Origin of the sequence: Mesorhizobium sp. M0208 (assembly GCF_040322015.1) — a bacterium.
Taxonomy (GTDB): Bacteria; Pseudomonadota; Alphaproteobacteria; order Rhizobiales; family Rhizobiaceae; genus Mesorhizobium.
Window position 1 is genome coordinate 213,194 of sequence record NZ_JAMYSP010000002.1, and the last position, 16,620, is coordinate 229,813.

At 62.9% G+C, this 16,620-nt stretch carries 15 protein-coding genes; 4 read left to right on the forward strand and 11 right to left on the reverse strand.

Going from position 1 to position 16,620, the window contains the following annotated elements; translation table 11 throughout:
- Positions 1–5 precede the first annotated feature (5 nt).
- The 6 genes from NKJ17_RS03070 to NKJ17_RS03095 form a co-directional block, all read right to left on the reverse strand.
- Positions 6–836 carry a dipeptide ABC transporter ATP-binding protein gene (locus NKJ17_RS03070; protein WP_352506083.1) on the reverse strand — a complete coding sequence of 277 codons (831 nt, stop codon included), beginning with the start codon at positions 834–836 and terminating at the stop codon, positions 6–8.
- Positions 833–1,708, reverse strand: a complete 876-nt coding sequence (locus NKJ17_RS03075; protein WP_352506082.1) for an ABC transporter ATP-binding protein — start codon at positions 1,706–1,708, stop codon at positions 833–835. Before NKJ17_RS03075 ends, NKJ17_RS03070 begins: the two co-directional genes overlap by 4 nt.
- Before the next feature lie 4 nt (positions 1,709–1,712).
- Positions 1,713–2,630, reverse strand: coding sequence for an ABC transporter permease subunit (locus NKJ17_RS03080; protein ID WP_023676823.1), 918 nt, complete (start codon positions 2,628–2,630; stop codon positions 1,713–1,715).
- Between the two features lies 1 nt (position 2,631).
- Positions 2,632–3,639, reverse strand: coding sequence for an ABC transporter permease subunit (locus NKJ17_RS03085; protein WP_352506081.1), 1,008 nt, complete (start codon positions 3,637–3,639; stop codon positions 2,632–2,634).
- Positions 3,640–3,697: 58 nt separating this feature from the next.
- Positions 3,698–5,290 (reverse strand): ABC transporter substrate-binding protein, encoded by a 1,593-nt coding sequence (locus NKJ17_RS03090; RefSeq protein WP_254816244.1) that lies wholly within the window; start codon positions 5,288–5,290, stop codon positions 3,698–3,700.
- 165 nt (positions 5,291–5,455) lie between these two features.
- Positions 5,456–5,731 carry a hypothetical protein gene (locus NKJ17_RS03095; RefSeq protein ID WP_352506080.1) on the reverse strand — a complete coding sequence of 92 codons (276 nt, stop codon included), beginning with the start codon at positions 5,729–5,731 and terminating at the stop codon, positions 5,456–5,458.
- Positions 5,732–5,770: 39 nt separating this feature from the next.
- On the opposite strand from NKJ17_RS03095, the gene NKJ17_RS03100 reads away from it, so the two are divergent.
- Positions 5,771–7,732 (forward strand): long-chain fatty acid--CoA ligase, encoded by a 1,962-nt coding sequence (locus tag NKJ17_RS03100; protein WP_352506079.1) that lies wholly within the window; start codon positions 5,771–5,773, stop codon positions 7,730–7,732.
- Between the two features lie 86 nt (positions 7,733–7,818).
- On the forward strand, positions 7,819–8,475 hold the full coding sequence (locus NKJ17_RS03105; RefSeq protein WP_352506227.1) for a class I SAM-dependent methyltransferase: 657 nt from the start codon (positions 7,819–7,821) through the stop codon (positions 8,473–8,475).
- Here the strand turns inward: NKJ17_RS03105 and NKJ17_RS03110 are convergent.
- The 3 genes from NKJ17_RS03110 to NKJ17_RS03120 all read right to left on the reverse strand — a co-directional run bounded on the left by NKJ17_RS03110 (position 8,459) and on the right by NKJ17_RS03120 (position 11,079).
- Positions 8,459–9,181 carry an HAD family hydrolase gene (locus NKJ17_RS03110; protein WP_352506078.1) on the reverse strand — a complete coding sequence of 241 codons (723 nt, stop codon included), beginning with the start codon at positions 9,179–9,181 and terminating at the stop codon, positions 8,459–8,461. The genes NKJ17_RS03105 and NKJ17_RS03110 overlap by 17 nt on opposite strands.
- Positions 9,182–9,186: 5 nt before the next feature.
- The gene (gene pgi / locus NKJ17_RS03115) at positions 9,187–10,830 is read right to left on the reverse strand and encodes a glucose-6-phosphate isomerase (RefSeq protein WP_352686912.1); all 1,644 of its coding nucleotides are present in this window, start codon (positions 10,828–10,830) and stop codon (positions 9,187–9,189) included.
- Between the two features lie 93 nt (positions 10,831–10,923).
- Positions 10,924–11,079 carry a hypothetical protein gene (locus tag NKJ17_RS03120; RefSeq protein WP_254816186.1) on the reverse strand — a complete coding sequence of 52 codons (156 nt, stop codon included), beginning with the start codon at positions 11,077–11,079 and terminating at the stop codon, positions 10,924–10,926.
- Positions 11,080–11,084: 5 nt separating this feature from the next.
- On the opposite strand from NKJ17_RS03120, the gene pdxR reads away from it, so the two are divergent.
- Both pdxR and NKJ17_RS03130 read left to right on the forward strand, forming a co-directional pair.
- The gene (gene pdxR / locus NKJ17_RS03125) at positions 11,085–12,578 is read left to right on the forward strand and encodes a MocR-like pyridoxine biosynthesis transcription factor PdxR (RefSeq protein WP_352506076.1); all 1,494 of its coding nucleotides are present in this window, start codon (positions 11,085–11,087) and stop codon (positions 12,576–12,578) included.
- A 191-nt stretch (positions 12,579–12,769) separates the two neighbouring features.
- Complete coding sequence (locus tag NKJ17_RS03130; RefSeq protein ID WP_352686915.1) at positions 12,770–14,359, forward strand: trimethylamine methyltransferase family protein; 1,590 nt, start codon at positions 12,770–12,772, stop codon at positions 14,357–14,359.
- 3 nt (positions 14,360–14,362) lie between these two features.
- On the opposite strand, the gene chrA is transcribed toward NKJ17_RS03130, so the two are convergent.
- The gene (chrA, locus tag NKJ17_RS03135) at positions 14,363–15,751 is read right to left on the reverse strand and encodes a chromate efflux transporter (protein WP_352506074.1); all 1,389 of its coding nucleotides are present in this window, start codon (positions 15,749–15,751) and stop codon (positions 14,363–14,365) included.
- The gene (locus tag NKJ17_RS03140; RefSeq protein ID WP_352686918.1) at positions 15,748–16,587 is read right to left on the reverse strand and encodes a chromate resistance protein ChrB domain-containing protein; all 840 of its coding nucleotides are present in this window, start codon (positions 16,585–16,587) and stop codon (positions 15,748–15,750) included. Before NKJ17_RS03140 ends, chrA begins: the two co-directional genes overlap by 4 nt.
- Between the last annotated feature and the right edge of the window lie 33 nt (positions 16,588–16,620).

A 16,620-nucleotide genomic window follows, 5' to 3' on the forward strand; every position in this document is an offset into this window, starting at 1 on the left:
CCGGATCAGGCGGCCTTCTTTTTCGCCAACCTTGCCTTGATGCTGGCGACGTCGGCACGCGGCGTCGCCGCGAACAGCGTCCTGGTGTAGCTGTGCTTGGGGTCGGCGAAGACCTCGTCGCGCGAGCCGTATTCGACCGCCTCGCCGAAATACATCACCATCACGTCGTCGGCGATATAGCGTACCACCGACAGGTCGTGGCTGATGAAAACATAGGTCAGCTGAAACTCATCCTGCAGGTCGGCGAGCAGGTTCAGCACCTGCGCCTGCACCGAAAGATCAAGTGCCGAGACGGGCTCGTCCAGCACCAGAAGGCTGGGGTTGAGCATCAGCGCGCGGGCAATGGCGATCCGCTGGCGCTGGCCGCCCGAAAACATATGCGGGTAGCGATTATAGTGCTCGGGGCCAAGACCGACCTTCTTCAGCATCTTCATGGCGAGATCGCGCCGTTCGTCGGCCGTGCTGTCGGTGTTGATGAGCAGCGGCTCGCCAAGCACGTCGCCGATCTTCTGGCGTGGATTGAGCGAACCATAGGGGTTCTGGAAGACGATCTGCACCTTGCGGCGCATTTCCTTCGACAGACCATCCCTCGCGATGTCGACGTTCTTGCCGTCGATGAAAAGCTCGCCGGAGGTCGCCGGGTCGATCAGGGTGATGATGCGGGCGAGTGTTGACTTGCCGCAGCCGCTCTCGCCGACGATGGCCAGCGTCTTGCCCTTGTCGACGCTGAACGAAACACCCTTGACCGCATGAACCGTACGGGAAGGGCGGAAAAGCCCGCCGCCGACATGATAGTCGCGCACGATGTTCTTGCCTTCGACTACCGTCACGCTCATGAGGCGGTTCCTCCTGCGGATCGGGCTGCGACTACAGATGGGGCCGGCTCGAACAGCATGTCGGAAACAGTCGGCAACCGGTCGCCGACGGCGTTTTCCGGCAGCGCCGACAGGAGCGCGCGCGTGTAATTGCTCCTGGGGGATTCGAACAGCGACAGCACGTCGGCCTCTTCCATCTTGCGGCCCTTGTACTGGACGATGACACGGTCGGCGGTCTCGGCAACCACCCCCATATTGTGGGTGATCATGATCAGGCCCATGCCGTATTTGGCCTGCAGGCCGACCAGCAGATCGAGGATCTGCTTCTGGATGGTGACGTCGAGTGCCGTGGTTGGCTCGTCGGCTATCAAAAGCTTCGGATTACAGGCGATGGCGATGGCAATCATGACGCGCTGGCACTGGCCGCCCGACATCTGATGCGGGAACGAGCCCAGCCGTTCCTCGGGGTCGGCGATGCCAACGAGCTTCATCAGTTCAATGGCGCGCGCCCGGCGCTGAGCACGGTCCATGCCCATATGAAAGCGCAGCACCTCCTCGATCTGGAAGCCGACGGTGAAGCATGGGTTGAGGCTGGCGACCGGTTCCTGGAAGATCATCGAAATGTCCTTGCCGACGATCTTGCGCCGCTCGGATGGGCCGAGCTTTAGCAGGTCGATGCCGTCGAAGGCCATGCGGTCGGCCCTCACCGTCGCCGTGTTGGGCAAGAGCCCCATCACCGCCAGCATCGCCACCGATTTTCCGGAACCGGATTCGCCGACGATCGCCAGCACCTCGCGCGGTTCGACCGACAGGTCGATGCCTTGTACCGCCATGAATGGTCCGGCGGCGGTGTCGAAGGAAACGGTCAGGTTCTTGATCTCGAGAAGAGGCATTGGATCATGACCTCTTCAGCTTGGGGTCGAAGGCATCGCGCAGGCCGTCGCCGATCAGATTGATTGCAAGCACAGTGATCAGGATGGCAAGGCCGGGGAAGGTCACCACCCAAGGCGCGCGCAGGATGAATTCGCGCGCCGAAGCGAGCATCGTGCCCCATTCCGGCGTCGGCGGCTGCGCACCGACACCGAGGAAGCCGAGCGCCGCAGCCTCAAGAATAGCGTTGGAGAAGGACAGCGTGGCCTGCACGATCAGCGGTGCCAGGCAGTTCGGCAAGATCGTCCTCACCATCAAGCGAAGATGACCGGCGCCGGCCACCTTGGCGGAGATCACATATTCGCGGTTCTTTTCGGCCATCACGGCGGCGCGGGTGAGGCGTGCGAAATGCGGCTGCAGCACCAGTGCGATCGCCAACATGGCATTGAACAGGCCCGGGCCGAGGATCGCCACCAGCACCAGCGCCAGAAGCAGCGACGGGAAGGCCAGGATGATATCCATGATGCGCATGATCAGCGTGTCGACCCAGCCGCGGAAATAGCCTGCGAGCACGCCAAGCACGATGCCGCTGGTGAGTGAGAAGACGACGACCACCAGGCCGATGAAAAGAGAAAAACGTGCCCCGAAGATCAACCGCGAAAGCATGTCGCGGCCGACGGCATCGGTGCCGAGCAGGAACATCGATTTGCCGCCTTCCTGCCAGGCAGGAGGCGCCAGCAGTGCATCGCGAAACTGCTCGTCGGGCGAATGCGGGGCGACGAACGGCGCAAAGATCGCGACCAGCACCAGCGCCGAAAACACGACAAGACCGATGACGGCCCCGGTGTTCATCGAGAAGTAATGCCAGAACTCGGCAAACGCCCTTTGCCTGCCGCCTGTCGGGATGGAGGCAGCGGTGGCTTCGGCGGCGGATTCGTCGGTCATCTCACTGCACCCGGATGCGCGGATTGATGACCGCGTAGAGCACGTCGACGATCAGGTTCACCGCCATGACGATCAGCGCGATGATCAGCAATCCGCTCTGCACGACGACATAGTCGCGCTTGCCGATGGCGTCGATCATCCATTTGCCGATGCCTGGCCAGGAAAAAATGGTTTCGGTCAGAATGGCGCCTGCCATCAACGTGCCGACCTGCAGTCCAATGGTGGTGACCACCGGGATCAGCGCGTTGCGAAAAGCATGCAGCCCGATGACACGGCGCGGCGCCAGGCCCTTGGCACGCGCGGTGCGGACATAGTCCTCGCCCAGCACCTCAAGCATCGCCGAGCGCGTCTGGCGCGCTATGACGGCGAGCGGGATCGTCGCCAGTACGATCGATGGCAGGATCAGATGGCTGACGGCGGATTTGAAGGCGCCGCTCCTGCCGGAGATCAGGCTGTCGATGAGCATGAACCCGGTCGTGGGCCTGAAGAAATACTGCAGGCCGATACGGCCGGAAACCGGCGTCCAGCCGAGATAGCCGGAGAAGAAGATAATGAGCAGCAGCCCCCACCAGAAGATCGGCATCGAATAGCCGGTCAGCGCGACACCCATCGTCGCCTGGTCGAACCAGGAGCCGCGCTTGACCGCGGCGAAAATGCCGGCGGGGATGCCAAGCAGGATGGCGATGAGCAACGCCACCGTCGCCAGTTCCAGCGTGGCCGGAAACAGCGCCTGGAATTCGCCGAGCACTGGCCGCTTGGTGGCAATGGATATGCCGAAATCGCCGGTGAGGACCCTGCCGATATATTCCAGGTACTGGATGACATAGGGCCGGTTGTAGCCAAACTGCTCGATGAGCTGGGCGTAGCGTTCGGGGCTGACGCCGCGCTCGCCGGCCAGGGCCAGGATGGGATCGCCGGGCAGAAGCCGGACGAAAGCGAACGCCGCCAGCGATATGCCGAACACGGTCGGGATGATCAAAGCGAGCTTGTGGAGGAGATAACGGAGCATCTTGCTTCATAGAACGGCGGCGCGGGAAGTCCAGCGCCGCCGTTCAATTTCTCAGGACTTATTCGGTGACGTCGACGCCGTCAAACCGATGAATGCCGAGCGGGTCCATAACGAAGCCCGACACCTTCTTGTTCATCGGCATGAAGACCTTGGAGTGGGCGATGGTCAGCCACGGAGCCTCACGCTTGAATACCACCTGAGCTTCCTCGTAGATCTTGGTGCGCTCGGCGACGTCCGTCGTTGCCTTGCCTTTTTTCAGCAAGGCTTCAAATTCCTGGTTGCACCAGATCGCATAATTGGACTGGCCGATGGCATCGCAACCGAGCAGGAAAAAGAAGTTGTCCGGATCGCCATTGTCACCGGTCCAGCCCAGTTGGAAGGCGCCATCGCGATCCTTGGCCTTGCCGCGCTGGCGATACTCGGTCCATTCGTAGCTGACGATCTCCGCCTTGACGCCGACGGCGGCATAGTCGGCCTGGATCAACTCGGCAACGCGCTGGGCGTTCGGGTTGTAGGGGCGGCTGACTGGCATAGCCCAGATCTTCATCGACAGATCCTTGACGCCGGCGTCGGCCAGCATTTTCTTGGCCGCCTCTGGATCATAGGGATCGTCCTTGATGTCCTTGTTATAGGACCACATGGTCGGCGGGATCGGGTTGATGGCCGGCGTGCCGGCACCCTGATAGACCGCGTCGATGATTGCCTTCTTGTTCACCGCCATGTTGAGGGCCTTGCGGACCTCGACCTTATCGAAGGGCGGCTGCGTTGTGTTATAGGCCATGTAGCCGATATTCAGGCCTTCTTGCTCATCGACCTTGAGGTTCGTGTCGGCCTGCAGTCCGGCAATGTCGGCTGGCGCCGGGTACGACATGATATCGCATTCGCCCGCCTTCAGCTTCTGCGCGCGCACGGCGGGATCGGGCGTGATGGCGAAGATCAGATCGTCGATCTTCTGGCGGCCGCCATAGTAGCCGTCCCATGCCGCGTAGCGGATGACCGCGTCGACCTGGTAGTCGACGAACTGGAACGGACCGGTGCCGACCGGCTTCTGGGTGAACTGCTGCCTGGTGCCGGCCTTGTCGAGCTGGTCGGCATATTCCTTGGAAACGATCGAGGCGAAATCCATGCCGAGGTCCGGCAGGAACGCTACTTCAGGCTTGTTCAGCACGAATTTCACCGTCAGGTCGTCGACCTTGACGATTTCCTTCAGGAGATCGGGGAAGCCCATGCCGGTGAAATATTCCCAGCCGGTGCCTTCCAGATAGCTGTACCACGGGCTTTCTTTCTTCCACTGGCGTTCGAAGGAAAAGATCACGTCGTCGGCGTTGAGGTCGCGCGTCGGTGTGAAATAATCGGTCGTCTGGAATTTCACACCCGGGCGAAGCTTGAAGGTGTATTCGAGACCGTCGTCGGAAACCGTCCAGCTCTCTGCCAGGCCGGGCGAGATGGTGGTCTTGCCATGCTCGAACTCGACCAGGCGCGAATAGATGGTGCGCGATGAGGCGTCGAAGTCGTTGCCGCCGCTCCATGGCGACGGGTCGAAGCCGGCCGGCGAAGCCTCCGAGCAATAGACCAGTTGTTTTGCATTGGCCATGCCGCCGAGGACGCTTGCAGCCAGCAACGCGGCTGCAAAAGTCAGTTTCTTTTTCATTGAGCACTCCCTGATGTTCTTCCAAGCCCCTCTATCAGGCTCGCGAAGGCCGCATATAAGCACCGTTTTTCTAGCTTTGGAACTGCTTGTTTGCCTAACCCACGGGAAGCAGAAAAAAATTCCGGCACGCGGCAAATTGTGGAAAAAACGAGCCGAATCCGCAGATCACGACATTATTAGCGACTTCAATTTTTTGTTGATCGGCGATGCCGCCAATTGTGGGAATCGAGCCTTTCGGTTCAAGAGACCCGCGTCCGAAAACCGGTCGCGGCCTAGAGGTTTGACGGCAAGTCTTACCGCACTCCTGGTGGCGAAGGCTTGCATGGCCGCCGCTTGTGGCAATACATAGATAGATGGGCAGCGTGCCGGATTTTCCCGGGTTTCGGGCATCGCGGCAAGCGTTGGGATATCTTTGTTGATCAGGGCGGTGGTGGCGCGCAAGCATGCCGAAACAATAAGAAACGATTGAGGGAGCGACAGGTGGCAAAACCGGCAAAGACAACCAGCGCGGCGAAAGCAAAGGCCGAGGCAACATCGAAAGCAGTCAAGTCAAAAGCGGCCGACGCCAAGCCGGCGGCTACCGCGAAGGCAAGCGCGAAGCCGGCGGCGAAGACCACGGCTGGAACGGCTGCTAAACCGGCAACCCGCAAGATGGCGCCTGCTGCAAAGTCTGCCGCCAAGCCGGCGGCGAAGGCAGTGCCGACAGCGCCCCGACCGTCGGCAGGTCCGGCCAAGAGATTACCAAAGGCGATCATGTCGCTGGCCGCCGGCCTGCCGGAAAAACCGTGGCTCAAGAGTTATCCAAAGATCGTGCCGGCCGAGATCGGCGCTCTGCCCTCCAGCTCGATCGGCGACTTTCTCGTCACCGTGTGCAAGCAGTTTGCGAATCGGCCGGCCTTCGTCTGCATGGGCAAATCGATCACCTATGCCGACCTCGAGCGACAGTCGGCCGCCTTCGGCGCCTATCTGCAATCAACGGGGCTGCAGAAGGGCGCGCGCGTCGCACTGATGATGCCGAATGTGCTGCAATATCCGGTGGCGATCATGGCAGTGCTTCGCGCCGGCTATGTCGTGGTCAACATCAATCCGCTCTACACGCCGCGCGAGCTGGAGCACCAGCTCAAGGATTCCGGCGCTCAAGCCATTGTCATCCTCGAAAATTTCGCTTGCACCCTGCAGGCGGTGATCGCCAGGACCGCGGTCAAGCATATCGTGGTCGCCTCGATGGGCGACATGCTCGGTGGGATCAAGGGACCAATCGTCAACTTCGTTGTACGCCGCGTCAAGAAGATGGTGCCGGCATGGTCGCTGCCCGGCCATGTCAAATTCAGCGCCGCGCTGAAGGCAGGCGCCGGCATGGCCTTCAGGCCCGCAAAGGTCGCGGCCGACGACATCGCCTTCCTGCAATACACAGGCGGCACGACCGGCATCTCCAAGGGCGCGATGCTTTTGCACAGCAACATTTTGGCGAATGTCGCGCAGAACGCGCTGTGGGCCGAAGACGCCTTTACCGTCAAGCCTAAGCCGGCGCATCTGAACTTCCTCTGCGCGCTGCCGCTCTATCACATTTTTGCGCTGACGGCGAACGTGCTGGTAGGCATGCAGCAAGGCGCACAGAATGTCCTCATCCCCAATCCGCGCGACATTCCCGGCTTCGTCAAAGAGCTGCAGAAATACCCGATCCACATCTTTCCGGGCCTCAACACGCTGTTCAATGCGCTGCTCAACAATGAGGATTTTCGCAAGCTCGATTTCAAGCCGCTGATCCTGACGCTGGGTGGCGGCATGCCGGTGCAGAGGGCCATCGCCGAACGCTGGAAGGCGCTGACCGGCTGCCCGATCAGCGAGGCCTACGGGCTTACCGAAACCTCACCGGGGACAACCATCAACAAATTCAGCGACGGCGTTTACACCGGCACGATCGGCCTGCCGCTGCCCTCGACCGAGATCGCCATCCGCGACGACGACGGCAACAATTTGCCGCTCGGCGAAGTCGGCGAAATCTGCATCCGCGGACCGCAAGTGATGGCCGGCTACTGGAACCGGCCGGACGAGACCGCCAAGGTGATGACCGAGGACGGCTTCTTCAAGTCGGGCGACATGGGCTTCATGGACGAGCTTGGCTATACCAAGATCGTCGACCGCAAGAAGGACATGATCCTGGTTTCCGGCTTCAACGTCTATCCGAACGAACTCGAGGAAGTGGTGGCGCAGCATCCGGGCGTACTCGAAGTGGCGGCGATCGGCGTGCCGGACGAGCATTCGGGTGAAGTGCCGAAGCTGTTCGTCGTCAAGAAGGACCCTGGGCTGACCGCCGAAGTGCTGGCGGCTTATTGCAAAGAGAACCTGACCGGCTACAAACGCCCCAGGCATATCGAGTTCCGCACCGAGCTGCCCAAGACACCGGTCGGCAAGATCCTGCGACGGGCGTTGCGGGGCTAAGGCGCAGCTTGAGCGATTGCATCGCCGGCGCCAACGTGGTGGGCATAGGTTCGCGCCCAGACCCGGCAGAGTTCATCCGGGCGAACATGCGGGTCGCGGCAGTACCTGCGATTCCCGAAATTCGGCTTTACACCGCCCATCCGGAAAGCGGGCTCAGGCGGCTTGTCGAGTGGAACCAACACGCTACCGAAGAAGACGGACCTGAACCGGAGCCACCGTATTGGGCCTATGTCTGGGCCGGCGGCGCGGTGCTCGCCCGCCATATTTTCGACCGGCCGGAGACCGTGACCGGCCGTCGCGTGCTCGACCTCGGCGCCGGCTCGGGCCTCGTCGGCATCGCAGCGGCAAAAGCCGGCGCAAGCGCGGTGATCGCGGCCGAGATCGACCGCAACGGCGTTGCCGCGATCGGCCTCAATGCGATGGCGAACGGCGTTGTGATTGCGACGATCGGCGGGGACATAACCAGCGGTCCGCCGCCACCGGTGGATGTCGTGGTGGTCGGCGACCTGTTTTACGCCCATGATCTTGCCGGCCGGGTCGTTCCCTTCCTCGACCGCTGCCTCGCTGCCGGCATCGAGGTGCTGGTCGGCGATCCGGGCCGCGCCTATCTGCCCCGCTCGCGGCTTCGCCTGCTGGCCGAATACGAGGTGCCGGATGTCGGCGAAGGCAGGAATGCGGCGATGAAACCGAGTGGCGTGTTCTCGTTCGGACAGTTTAGCTGCGAGTCTAGACCGTCTCGCTGACTCGGGCCGCAAGAAAATCGGGCAGATCGGCAACTGAATCGAGGATGACGTCGGCGATCTGCGACAGCGATTCCCGTGTGCCGGTGCCGGACAGCACGCCGATCGCCAGGCCACAGCCGCCGGCCCGCGCCATCTCCAGATCGTGGCGATTGTCGCCGACCATTGCGATCGTCGCCGGCCTGAGCCCTGTCAGATCCGAGAAGGCAAGGATCGTATCCGGCGCCGGTTTTGGATTGGCCACCGCATCGTAACCATAGGCGGCGTCGAAAAGCTGCGCGACGCCCAGAGTGACCAAGGTCTTTTCCGCGCCGCTGGTCGAGTCGTTGGTGGCGACGCCAAGCCGGTAGGATTTTCTGTGAAGCAGGCCAAGCGTCTCGACCACGCCCGGTAGCGCCACTGCCATTGCCGATCCCTGCGCCGAAGTGATGGCGTTGAAGCGGGCGACGGCAAGCATCTGGTCCTCGTCGGACAGCCGTGGAAACCACAGCTCGACGACGTCCATGTTGGTCCCCGAGGCAAAAATCGAATCCGGCTTGAAGCGCTTGCTGGCGAAGTCGAAGCCCGCCGCCGCAAGCAGCCTGTCTGCTTTCCAGCGATCGCCTTCGGCCGCATCCATCGCCATGAAGTCGGCGATGCCCAGCCATGTCGCGTTGAAATCTACGAGCGTGCCGTCCTTGTCGAACAATATTCCCTTGATGTCCGCCAAGCTTTTCACTCCAGGCCGCGCAAGCGGTGGATGTATTCCACCAGTCCGGCAGTCGAGGCGTCCCGCTTTGCGGCGTTCTCCTTGCCTTCAACGACGGGCAGCAGCCCGGTCGCCAGTTCCTTGCCGAGTTCGACGCCCCATTGGTCGAAGGAGTTGATGTTGAACAGCGTGCCTTCGACGAAGACGCGGTGCTCGTAGAGCGCAATCAGCCGTCCGAACGTGTGGGGGTCGAGCTTTCTGTAGAGGATCGTCACCGAGGGGCGGTCGCCGGAGAAGACGCGGTGCGGAGCAATCCTGTCGACATCAGCCGGCTTCATGCCTTTCGCCAGCATCTGTGCGCGGGCTTCCTCCAGCGTGCGGCCCTTCATGAAGGCTTCCGACTGCGCCAGGCAATTGGCAAGCAGAAGGTCGTGGTGATGCTTCAGTTCCGGCTCGTGGCCTACGGCAGCGGCGAGGAATTCGACCGGAATGAAATCGGTGCCCTGATGCAGAAGCTGGAAGAAGGCGTGCTGGCCATTGGTGCCGGGCTCACCCCAGACCAGCGGGCCGGTCGGCGTCGTCACAGCGCCGCCGTCCAGGGTGACGCTCTTGCCGTTCGATTCCATGTCGAGCTGCTGCAGATAGGCCGGGAGCCTGGACAGACGCTGATCGTAAGGGATGACGGCGCGAGCGGGGTATTTGCAGATCACGCGGTGCCACCAGCCGATCAGCCCCATCAGCGCCGGCAGGTTCCTCGCCAGCGGCGCGGTGCGGAAGTGCTCGTCCATTTCATGGGCGCCTTCGAGAAAGGCGCGAAAATCCTTCGGGCCGATGGCGATCATCACCGGCAGGCCGATCGCACCCCAGACGGAATAGCGGCCGCCGACCCAGTCCCAGAAGCCGAAGACGCGATCGGGCGCGATGCCGAACTTGGCGACCAGGTCGAGCGCCGTCGAGACGGCGGCGAAGTGCTTGCCGACCGCTTCCTTGCCGAGCGCCTTCTCGACCCATCCGCGCGCGGTCTCGGCATTGGTCATAGTCTCGACCGTGGTGAAGGTCTTGGAGGCGATGATGAACAGGGTGGTTTCGGCGGAAAGTCCCTTCAGCGTGTCGTGGATATGCGCACCGTCGATATTGGATACGTAATGCGCGCGCGGCCCGTCATGATAGGGCGCCAGCGCCAGCGTCGTCATGGCAGGGCCGAGATCGGAGCCGCCGATGCCGATGTTGACGATGTCGGTGATCTTCTTGCCGGTCGCGCCGGCCGCCTTGCCGGAACGCACCGCGTCGGCGAAGGCACCCATCGCGTCGAGTACGGCAAGGACTTCCGCCTTCACGTCCTGGCCGTCGAGCACGATGCCCTTGCCGGTCAGGTTGCGTAGTGCCGTGTGCAGCACGGCGCGGCCTTCGGTGACATTGATCTTCTTGCCGGCAAACATCGCGTCGCGCCGGCCTTCGAGGTCGGCGGCCTCGGCCAGCTTCTCCAGCAACTCCATCGTCCGCGCATCGACCGCACATTTCGACCAGTCGAGCAGCACGTCGCCGTCGCTGGCGGAGAATTTCTCGAAGCGCTGCGGATCGGCGGCGAAAGCCTCGCGCATCGAGCCCGATTTGGCCGCACGATGATCGCGCAACGCGCCGAGCTGCTTTTGAAAGGACGGTTGATCCACTGCCTCGCTCCGGTTCTTGAGGTGCATCTTATCAGGCCGGATGTTTCCGGCGCGTGTCGTCGCGGCAAACTATCGGGTCGAATTCCATCTGTTTCAATGCGCAGCGATGCCGCAGCGCAGCGCGGGCCGGCGCAAAGGATCACTGGCATAAATCCCAGCGATCAGAAAAATTGATTGGCGCAACACCTTGTGCCACCGGTACATTCGACTGGTCCAGCCAAGTGAAAAAAGCTGGCCATCGAGGAACATCTCCCATGCCACAGCGAAACGACACGGCCATATGGTCCGGCCTGTTCCGGATTTCGGCGGACTCCGGTCAGACCCTGCAGGCGCAGATCCGCCAGGCGATCGTCGCCGCCATCCTCGACCGGCAGATCGCGGCTTCGATGCCGCTTCCGTCCTGCCGGATTCTTGCGGAAAAACTCGGCGTAGCGCGCGGCACCGTGGTGCTGGCGTTCCAGCAGCTGGTCGACCAGGGCTTTCTGGTGGCGCGCGAGCGCCGCGGCCATTTTGTCAATCCCGAGGTGCTGGCGACGCCGGCCAAGCCGCACCAGAAGGCGCCCGACCAGGCCAACGAGATCGACTGGAAGGCGCGCCGGCAGATCGCAGCGAGCGACATGCCACCGCCGGCCAAGCACGACAACTGGATCAAGTCGTCCTACCCCTTCGTCTACGGCCAGTTCGACCCGGCGCTGTTCCCGACCGCCGAATGGCGCGAGTGCAACCGCATGGCGCTGGCGGTGCTCGAAATCCGCAACTGGGCATCCGACATGGTCGACCGCGACGATCCGCTCCTGATCGAGCAGATCCAGGCCCGGCTGCTGCCGCGGCGCGGCATCTTCGCCAATCCGGACGAGATCATCGTGACGCTGGGCGCGCAGAACGCGCTTTACATGCTGGCCACGCTGTTGATGACCAAGGGCTCCAAGGTGGCGATGGAAGACCCCGGCTATCCCGATGCACGCTCGATCTTCCGGCTGGCCGGCGCCGATATTCAGCCGGTTCCAGTCGACCACTCCGGCATCGTAACCTCTGCTATTCCCACTGATTCCGGCTTCGTCTTCGTCACGCCCAGCCACCATTGCCCGACCATGGTGCCGCTGTCGGCGGAGCGGCGGCAGGATCTTCTGGCGCGCGCCAACCGGCACAACCAGATCATCATCGAGGACGGCTATGACAGCCAGCTCCTGGACGAGGCGCCGCAGCAGGCGCTGAAGAGCCTCGATCGGTCCGGCCGCGTCGTCTACGTCGGCTCGATGTCGAAGACGCTGGCTCCCGGCCTCAGGCTCGGCTACATCGTCGCCTCGGCCGGGCTGATCTCCGAGCTTCGGGCGCTACGCCGCTTCATGCTGCGCCATCCGCCGGCCAACAACCAGCGTGCCGTGGCGCTCTTCCTGTCGCTCGGCCATCACGAGGCGCTGGTGCGACGGCTGTCGAGCGCCTTCGACGAGCGGCGCAAGCGTCTGGTCCATGCGATTTCCGCCTTCCTGCCTGAGTGGCGCTCGACCGATTCGGCCGGCGGTACGTCGCTCTGGCTCGAGGGGCCGCGCGGCACCGATTCGCGCGGACTGGCGGAGGCCGCGGCCTCGCGCAGCGTCATCATCGAGCCCGGCGACCGCTTCTTCGACCGCACCGAAAAGCCTTCGCGTTTCATGCGCTTGGGCATTTCATCGATCGCGCTGCAGCACATCGAACCCGGCATCCGCGAACTGGCGACGGCAGCTGGACGCAGGCCGGCAGCGGCTTGATCACCCTTCCCCGACCGGAGCCGGCGCATGTGGCGCGGCTCCGGTTCTTTAGCACCTTGGCATATGCGACGGGATCGGCTGGCACATAGGCTGTGCCAATGCCGGCGGCATAGTCGGAGTATAGGGGACGAAGCAGGCAGATGGTGGACCAACCGCCGCGCCCGCTCCGCAGCTAAAGTTGGAGTGCCTTCATGCCAATGGCCCATGAGAAGCAGGACGTGTCCGCAGACCAGCGTTCGCGGCGGTCCGGCGGGCGCGAGGCGCGCCGCGCCATGCGGGCGGCACCGCTTGCCGACGACGTCAAGCCGGTGCGCGCCGGCCTCGAAGGCGGGAGCTACAGCCCGCTCAGCGGCAATGATTGCGAACGTATCCACGAGGCCGTGCTTACCCTTCTGGAGACGGTCGGCTTCGCTAATGCCATCCCCTCCTGCATCGAGGCACTGACCAAGGCGGGTGCGACCCTCGGTGAGGACGGCCGCCTGCGCTTTCCTCGCGGCCTTGTGCTCGACACCATCAAGAAAGCGGCGCGGCATTTCACCCTGCACGGCCAGTATCCGAAGCACGACATGGTGATCCAGGGCAAGCGTGTGCATTACGGCACGGCTGGTGCTGCGGTGCATCTGGTCGATGTCGAAAAGCGTGAGTATCGCGAGTCGCTGCTGCAGGACATTTACGATGCCGCGCGCCTGGTCGAAGGGCTCGACAACATCCATTTCTTCCAGCGGCCGATGGTGCCGCGCGACATTCCCGACCCGCTCGATATGGATTTCAACACGCTCTACGCCTGCGTCTTGGGTACGTCGAAGCATGTCGGCACCTCGTTTACCGTGCGCGAGAACGTCAAGCCGGCGCTCGATATGCTCTATGCGATCGCGGGCGGCGAAGCGAATTTTCGCGCCCGGCCTTTCGTCTCCAATTCGAACTGCTTCGTCGTGCCCCCAATGAAGTTTGCCGAGGACGCCTGGGGCGTTCTCGAAGCCTGCGTCGAGGGCGGCATTCCGATCCTGCTGCTGTCGGCAGGACAGGCGGGTGCGACGGCACCGGCGGCGATTGCGGGCGCCGTGGTGCAGGCAGTCGCCGAAGTGCTCGTCGGCCTTATCTATGTCAACGCGATCAAGCCCGGCCATCCGGCGATCTTCGGCACCTGGCCGTTTGTCTCGGATCTCAGGACCGGCGCCATGTCGGGGGGTTCGGCCGAGCAGGCGGTGCTGACCGCGGCCTGCGCGCAGATGGCGCAATTCTACGACCTGCCGGGCGGTTCGGCCGCCGGCATGACAGATTCGAAACTGCCTGACATTCAGTCCGGCTACGAAAAGGGCATAACCGACGTGATGGCCGGTCTCGCCGGCCTCAACCTGGTCTATGAGTCGGCCGGCATGCATGCCTCGCTGCTCGGCTTCTGCCTGGAGAGCCTGATCATCGACAATGACATGCTCGGCCACTGCCTGCGCTGCGTGCGCGGCATCGAAGTGACGGACGAGTCGCTGTCGATCGACACCATTGCCGATGTCTGCCTGAAAGGGCCGGGCCATTATCTGGGCAACGAGCAGACGCTGCGGCTGATGCAGACCGAATATTTCTATCCGGCCGTCGGCGACCGCTTTTCGCCGAAGGAATGGAATGAGAAAGGCAGGCCCGATATCCTGCAACGGGCGATCATCGAGAAGAAACGCGTGCTTGCCGAACGCTTCCCGCGCCATGTGCCAAAACCGGTCGACGACAAATTGCGCGCCCGCTTCGGCGATATGATCAAGCTGCCGCGCGACAGAATGGGCGGCTGAGCGTTACCCGCTCGCCGCCAGCAACAACACACCGGCCAGCGCCGATCCGGCAAGCGTCGGCAGCATGCCGATCTTCAGCTTCAGGATGGCGATCATCGAGGCACAGGAAAGCAGCGCCGCGCGCCAGTCTATCGATGAAAGCACCGGCACGTCCATTCCAAGCCCGACATTGCGCACTTCGCCGAAGATGACGTGCAAGCCGAACCATAGAGCGAGGTTCATGATGACGCCGACGACGGCGGCGGTGATCGCACCGAGCGCCGCCGACAGTGCCTTGTTGCCGCGCAGCGCTTCGATGTAAGGCGCGCCAAGGAATATCCACAGGAAACATGGGGTAAACGTCGCCCACAGCGTAAGCAGCGCTCCAAACAATCCGGCAAGAAGCGGCGCGAGCGCGCCGGAGTGGCGGAAGGCGGCGACGAAGCCGACAAACTGCAAGACCAGGATCAACGGGCCGGGCGTGGTTTCGGCAAGCCCAAGGCCGTCGACCATTTCACCGGGTGCCAGCCAGCCGAAGGACTCGACCGCTGCCTGCGCGACATAGGCAAGCACGGCGTAGGCCCCACCAAAGGTGACGACCGCCATGACACTGAAGAAGCCACCGATTTGCGTCCAAACGCTGGCAGGGCCGGTGACAGCCCAGACGAGCAGAACAGGCCCGAGCCAGATCGGCAGCCAGATCGCCAAAGTGCGCGGCGCATGCCATCGCGTCGGCCTGACGTGGGTCAGTTCGCCGCGCTCGAACATCAGATCGACCGCGCCCTTGATGTCGGGAACATCGCCCTTGCCCTGTGGTGCGCCGGAAAAAAATGCCGGCGCACTACGGTTGCCGATCCAGCCTGCCAGGCCGGCAAGCAGCACGATCAGCGGAAACGGCACGTTCAATGCGTAGATGGCGATGAAGGCGGCGAGTGCGATCGACACCATGACCGGGTTTTTCAGCGCGCGTCTGCCGATCCGGATCACCGCCTCGATGACAATGGCGAGCACGGTTGCCTTGACCCCGAAAAACAGCGCCGCGACGAGTGGTACATCGCCATAGAGCGCATAGAGGCTGCTCAGGACGAGCATTACAAGCGCGCCCGGCACGACGAAGAGAATGCCGGCAACAAGGCCGCCGACCGTTTCGTGCAGCAACCATCCGATATAGATGGCAAGCTGCTGGGCCTCGGGGCCAGGCAGCAGCATGCAGTAGTTCAACGCATGCAGGAAGCGCTGTTCGCCGATCCAGCGCCGTTCCTCGACCAGTTCCTTGTGCATGAGCGCGATCTGCCCGGCCGGGCCGCCAAAGCTGAGCACCCCGATTTTCGCCCAGACCTTCACGGCCTGCCGGAAGCTCGGCACAACCGGCTCCCGGATCTCCGCCGGCTTTTTCGAAAGGACGGCGCTCACGATGGTTTGCCCTTGCCGAGACTGACTGCGCCGGCGGCCGGCCAGTTATGCGTCTCCTCGGTGGCATCGCGGCACCAGCGGAAGAACGCATCGTAGAGCAGCATGCCGGCCTCGAGCTGCTCCAGATCGTCGCGAAACATCCGTGACAGGCCAAGCGAGGCGGCCAGGAACCCGGCCGCCTGTGGAACAAGATCGAGGCTCGCAGTATCGGCAGCGCGTATGATCGTGGCCAGGCGATCGAGCGCTTGGGATTTAAGCCCGAACTCCTCGATCATGGTGTCGAAGGTGCAGCGTTCGCCGCGGTGGCTCCAGAACACGTTCTCGATGTCGAAAGGCACGGCCTGAAAGCGATCGGCGACGGCCGACACTTCAGCCGGCTCGACGAAGAGAAAGACCGCGTGAGGATCGATGAAGCGCCGGATCAGCCAGGGGCAGGCGATGCGGTCGACCTTCGGGCGCGTACGCGTCACCCAAACGGTGCGGCCCTTGGCGTCGGCGGGCGGTATCTTGTCGGCGTGAACGAGAAGGCCCTTGGCATCGCGCCATGCTTCAAACCCGCCGTCGAGCGATTCGGCGGCTATGCCCTCGTGGCGCAGCCATGCGGCCACGCCTTGCGAGAGCTTTTTCCCCTGCTGGCAGACGACTGTCACTTGCCTGCCGGCGAAGTCGGCAGCCCAGTTCGAGACAGTCCTGAAATCACGCCAATCCGACCCCGGCAGCAGGCGCGGATCGGCGTTGTAGTCATCATCGATGCGGACGTCGATGATTGCGGGTGCACCCGGCAGCCCAATCAGACGGGACAGTTGCGATACAGTGATAGCGGTTGTTGACGGCATGGCGTCCACCTCCTTGAAAGAGAAGCTTGGACG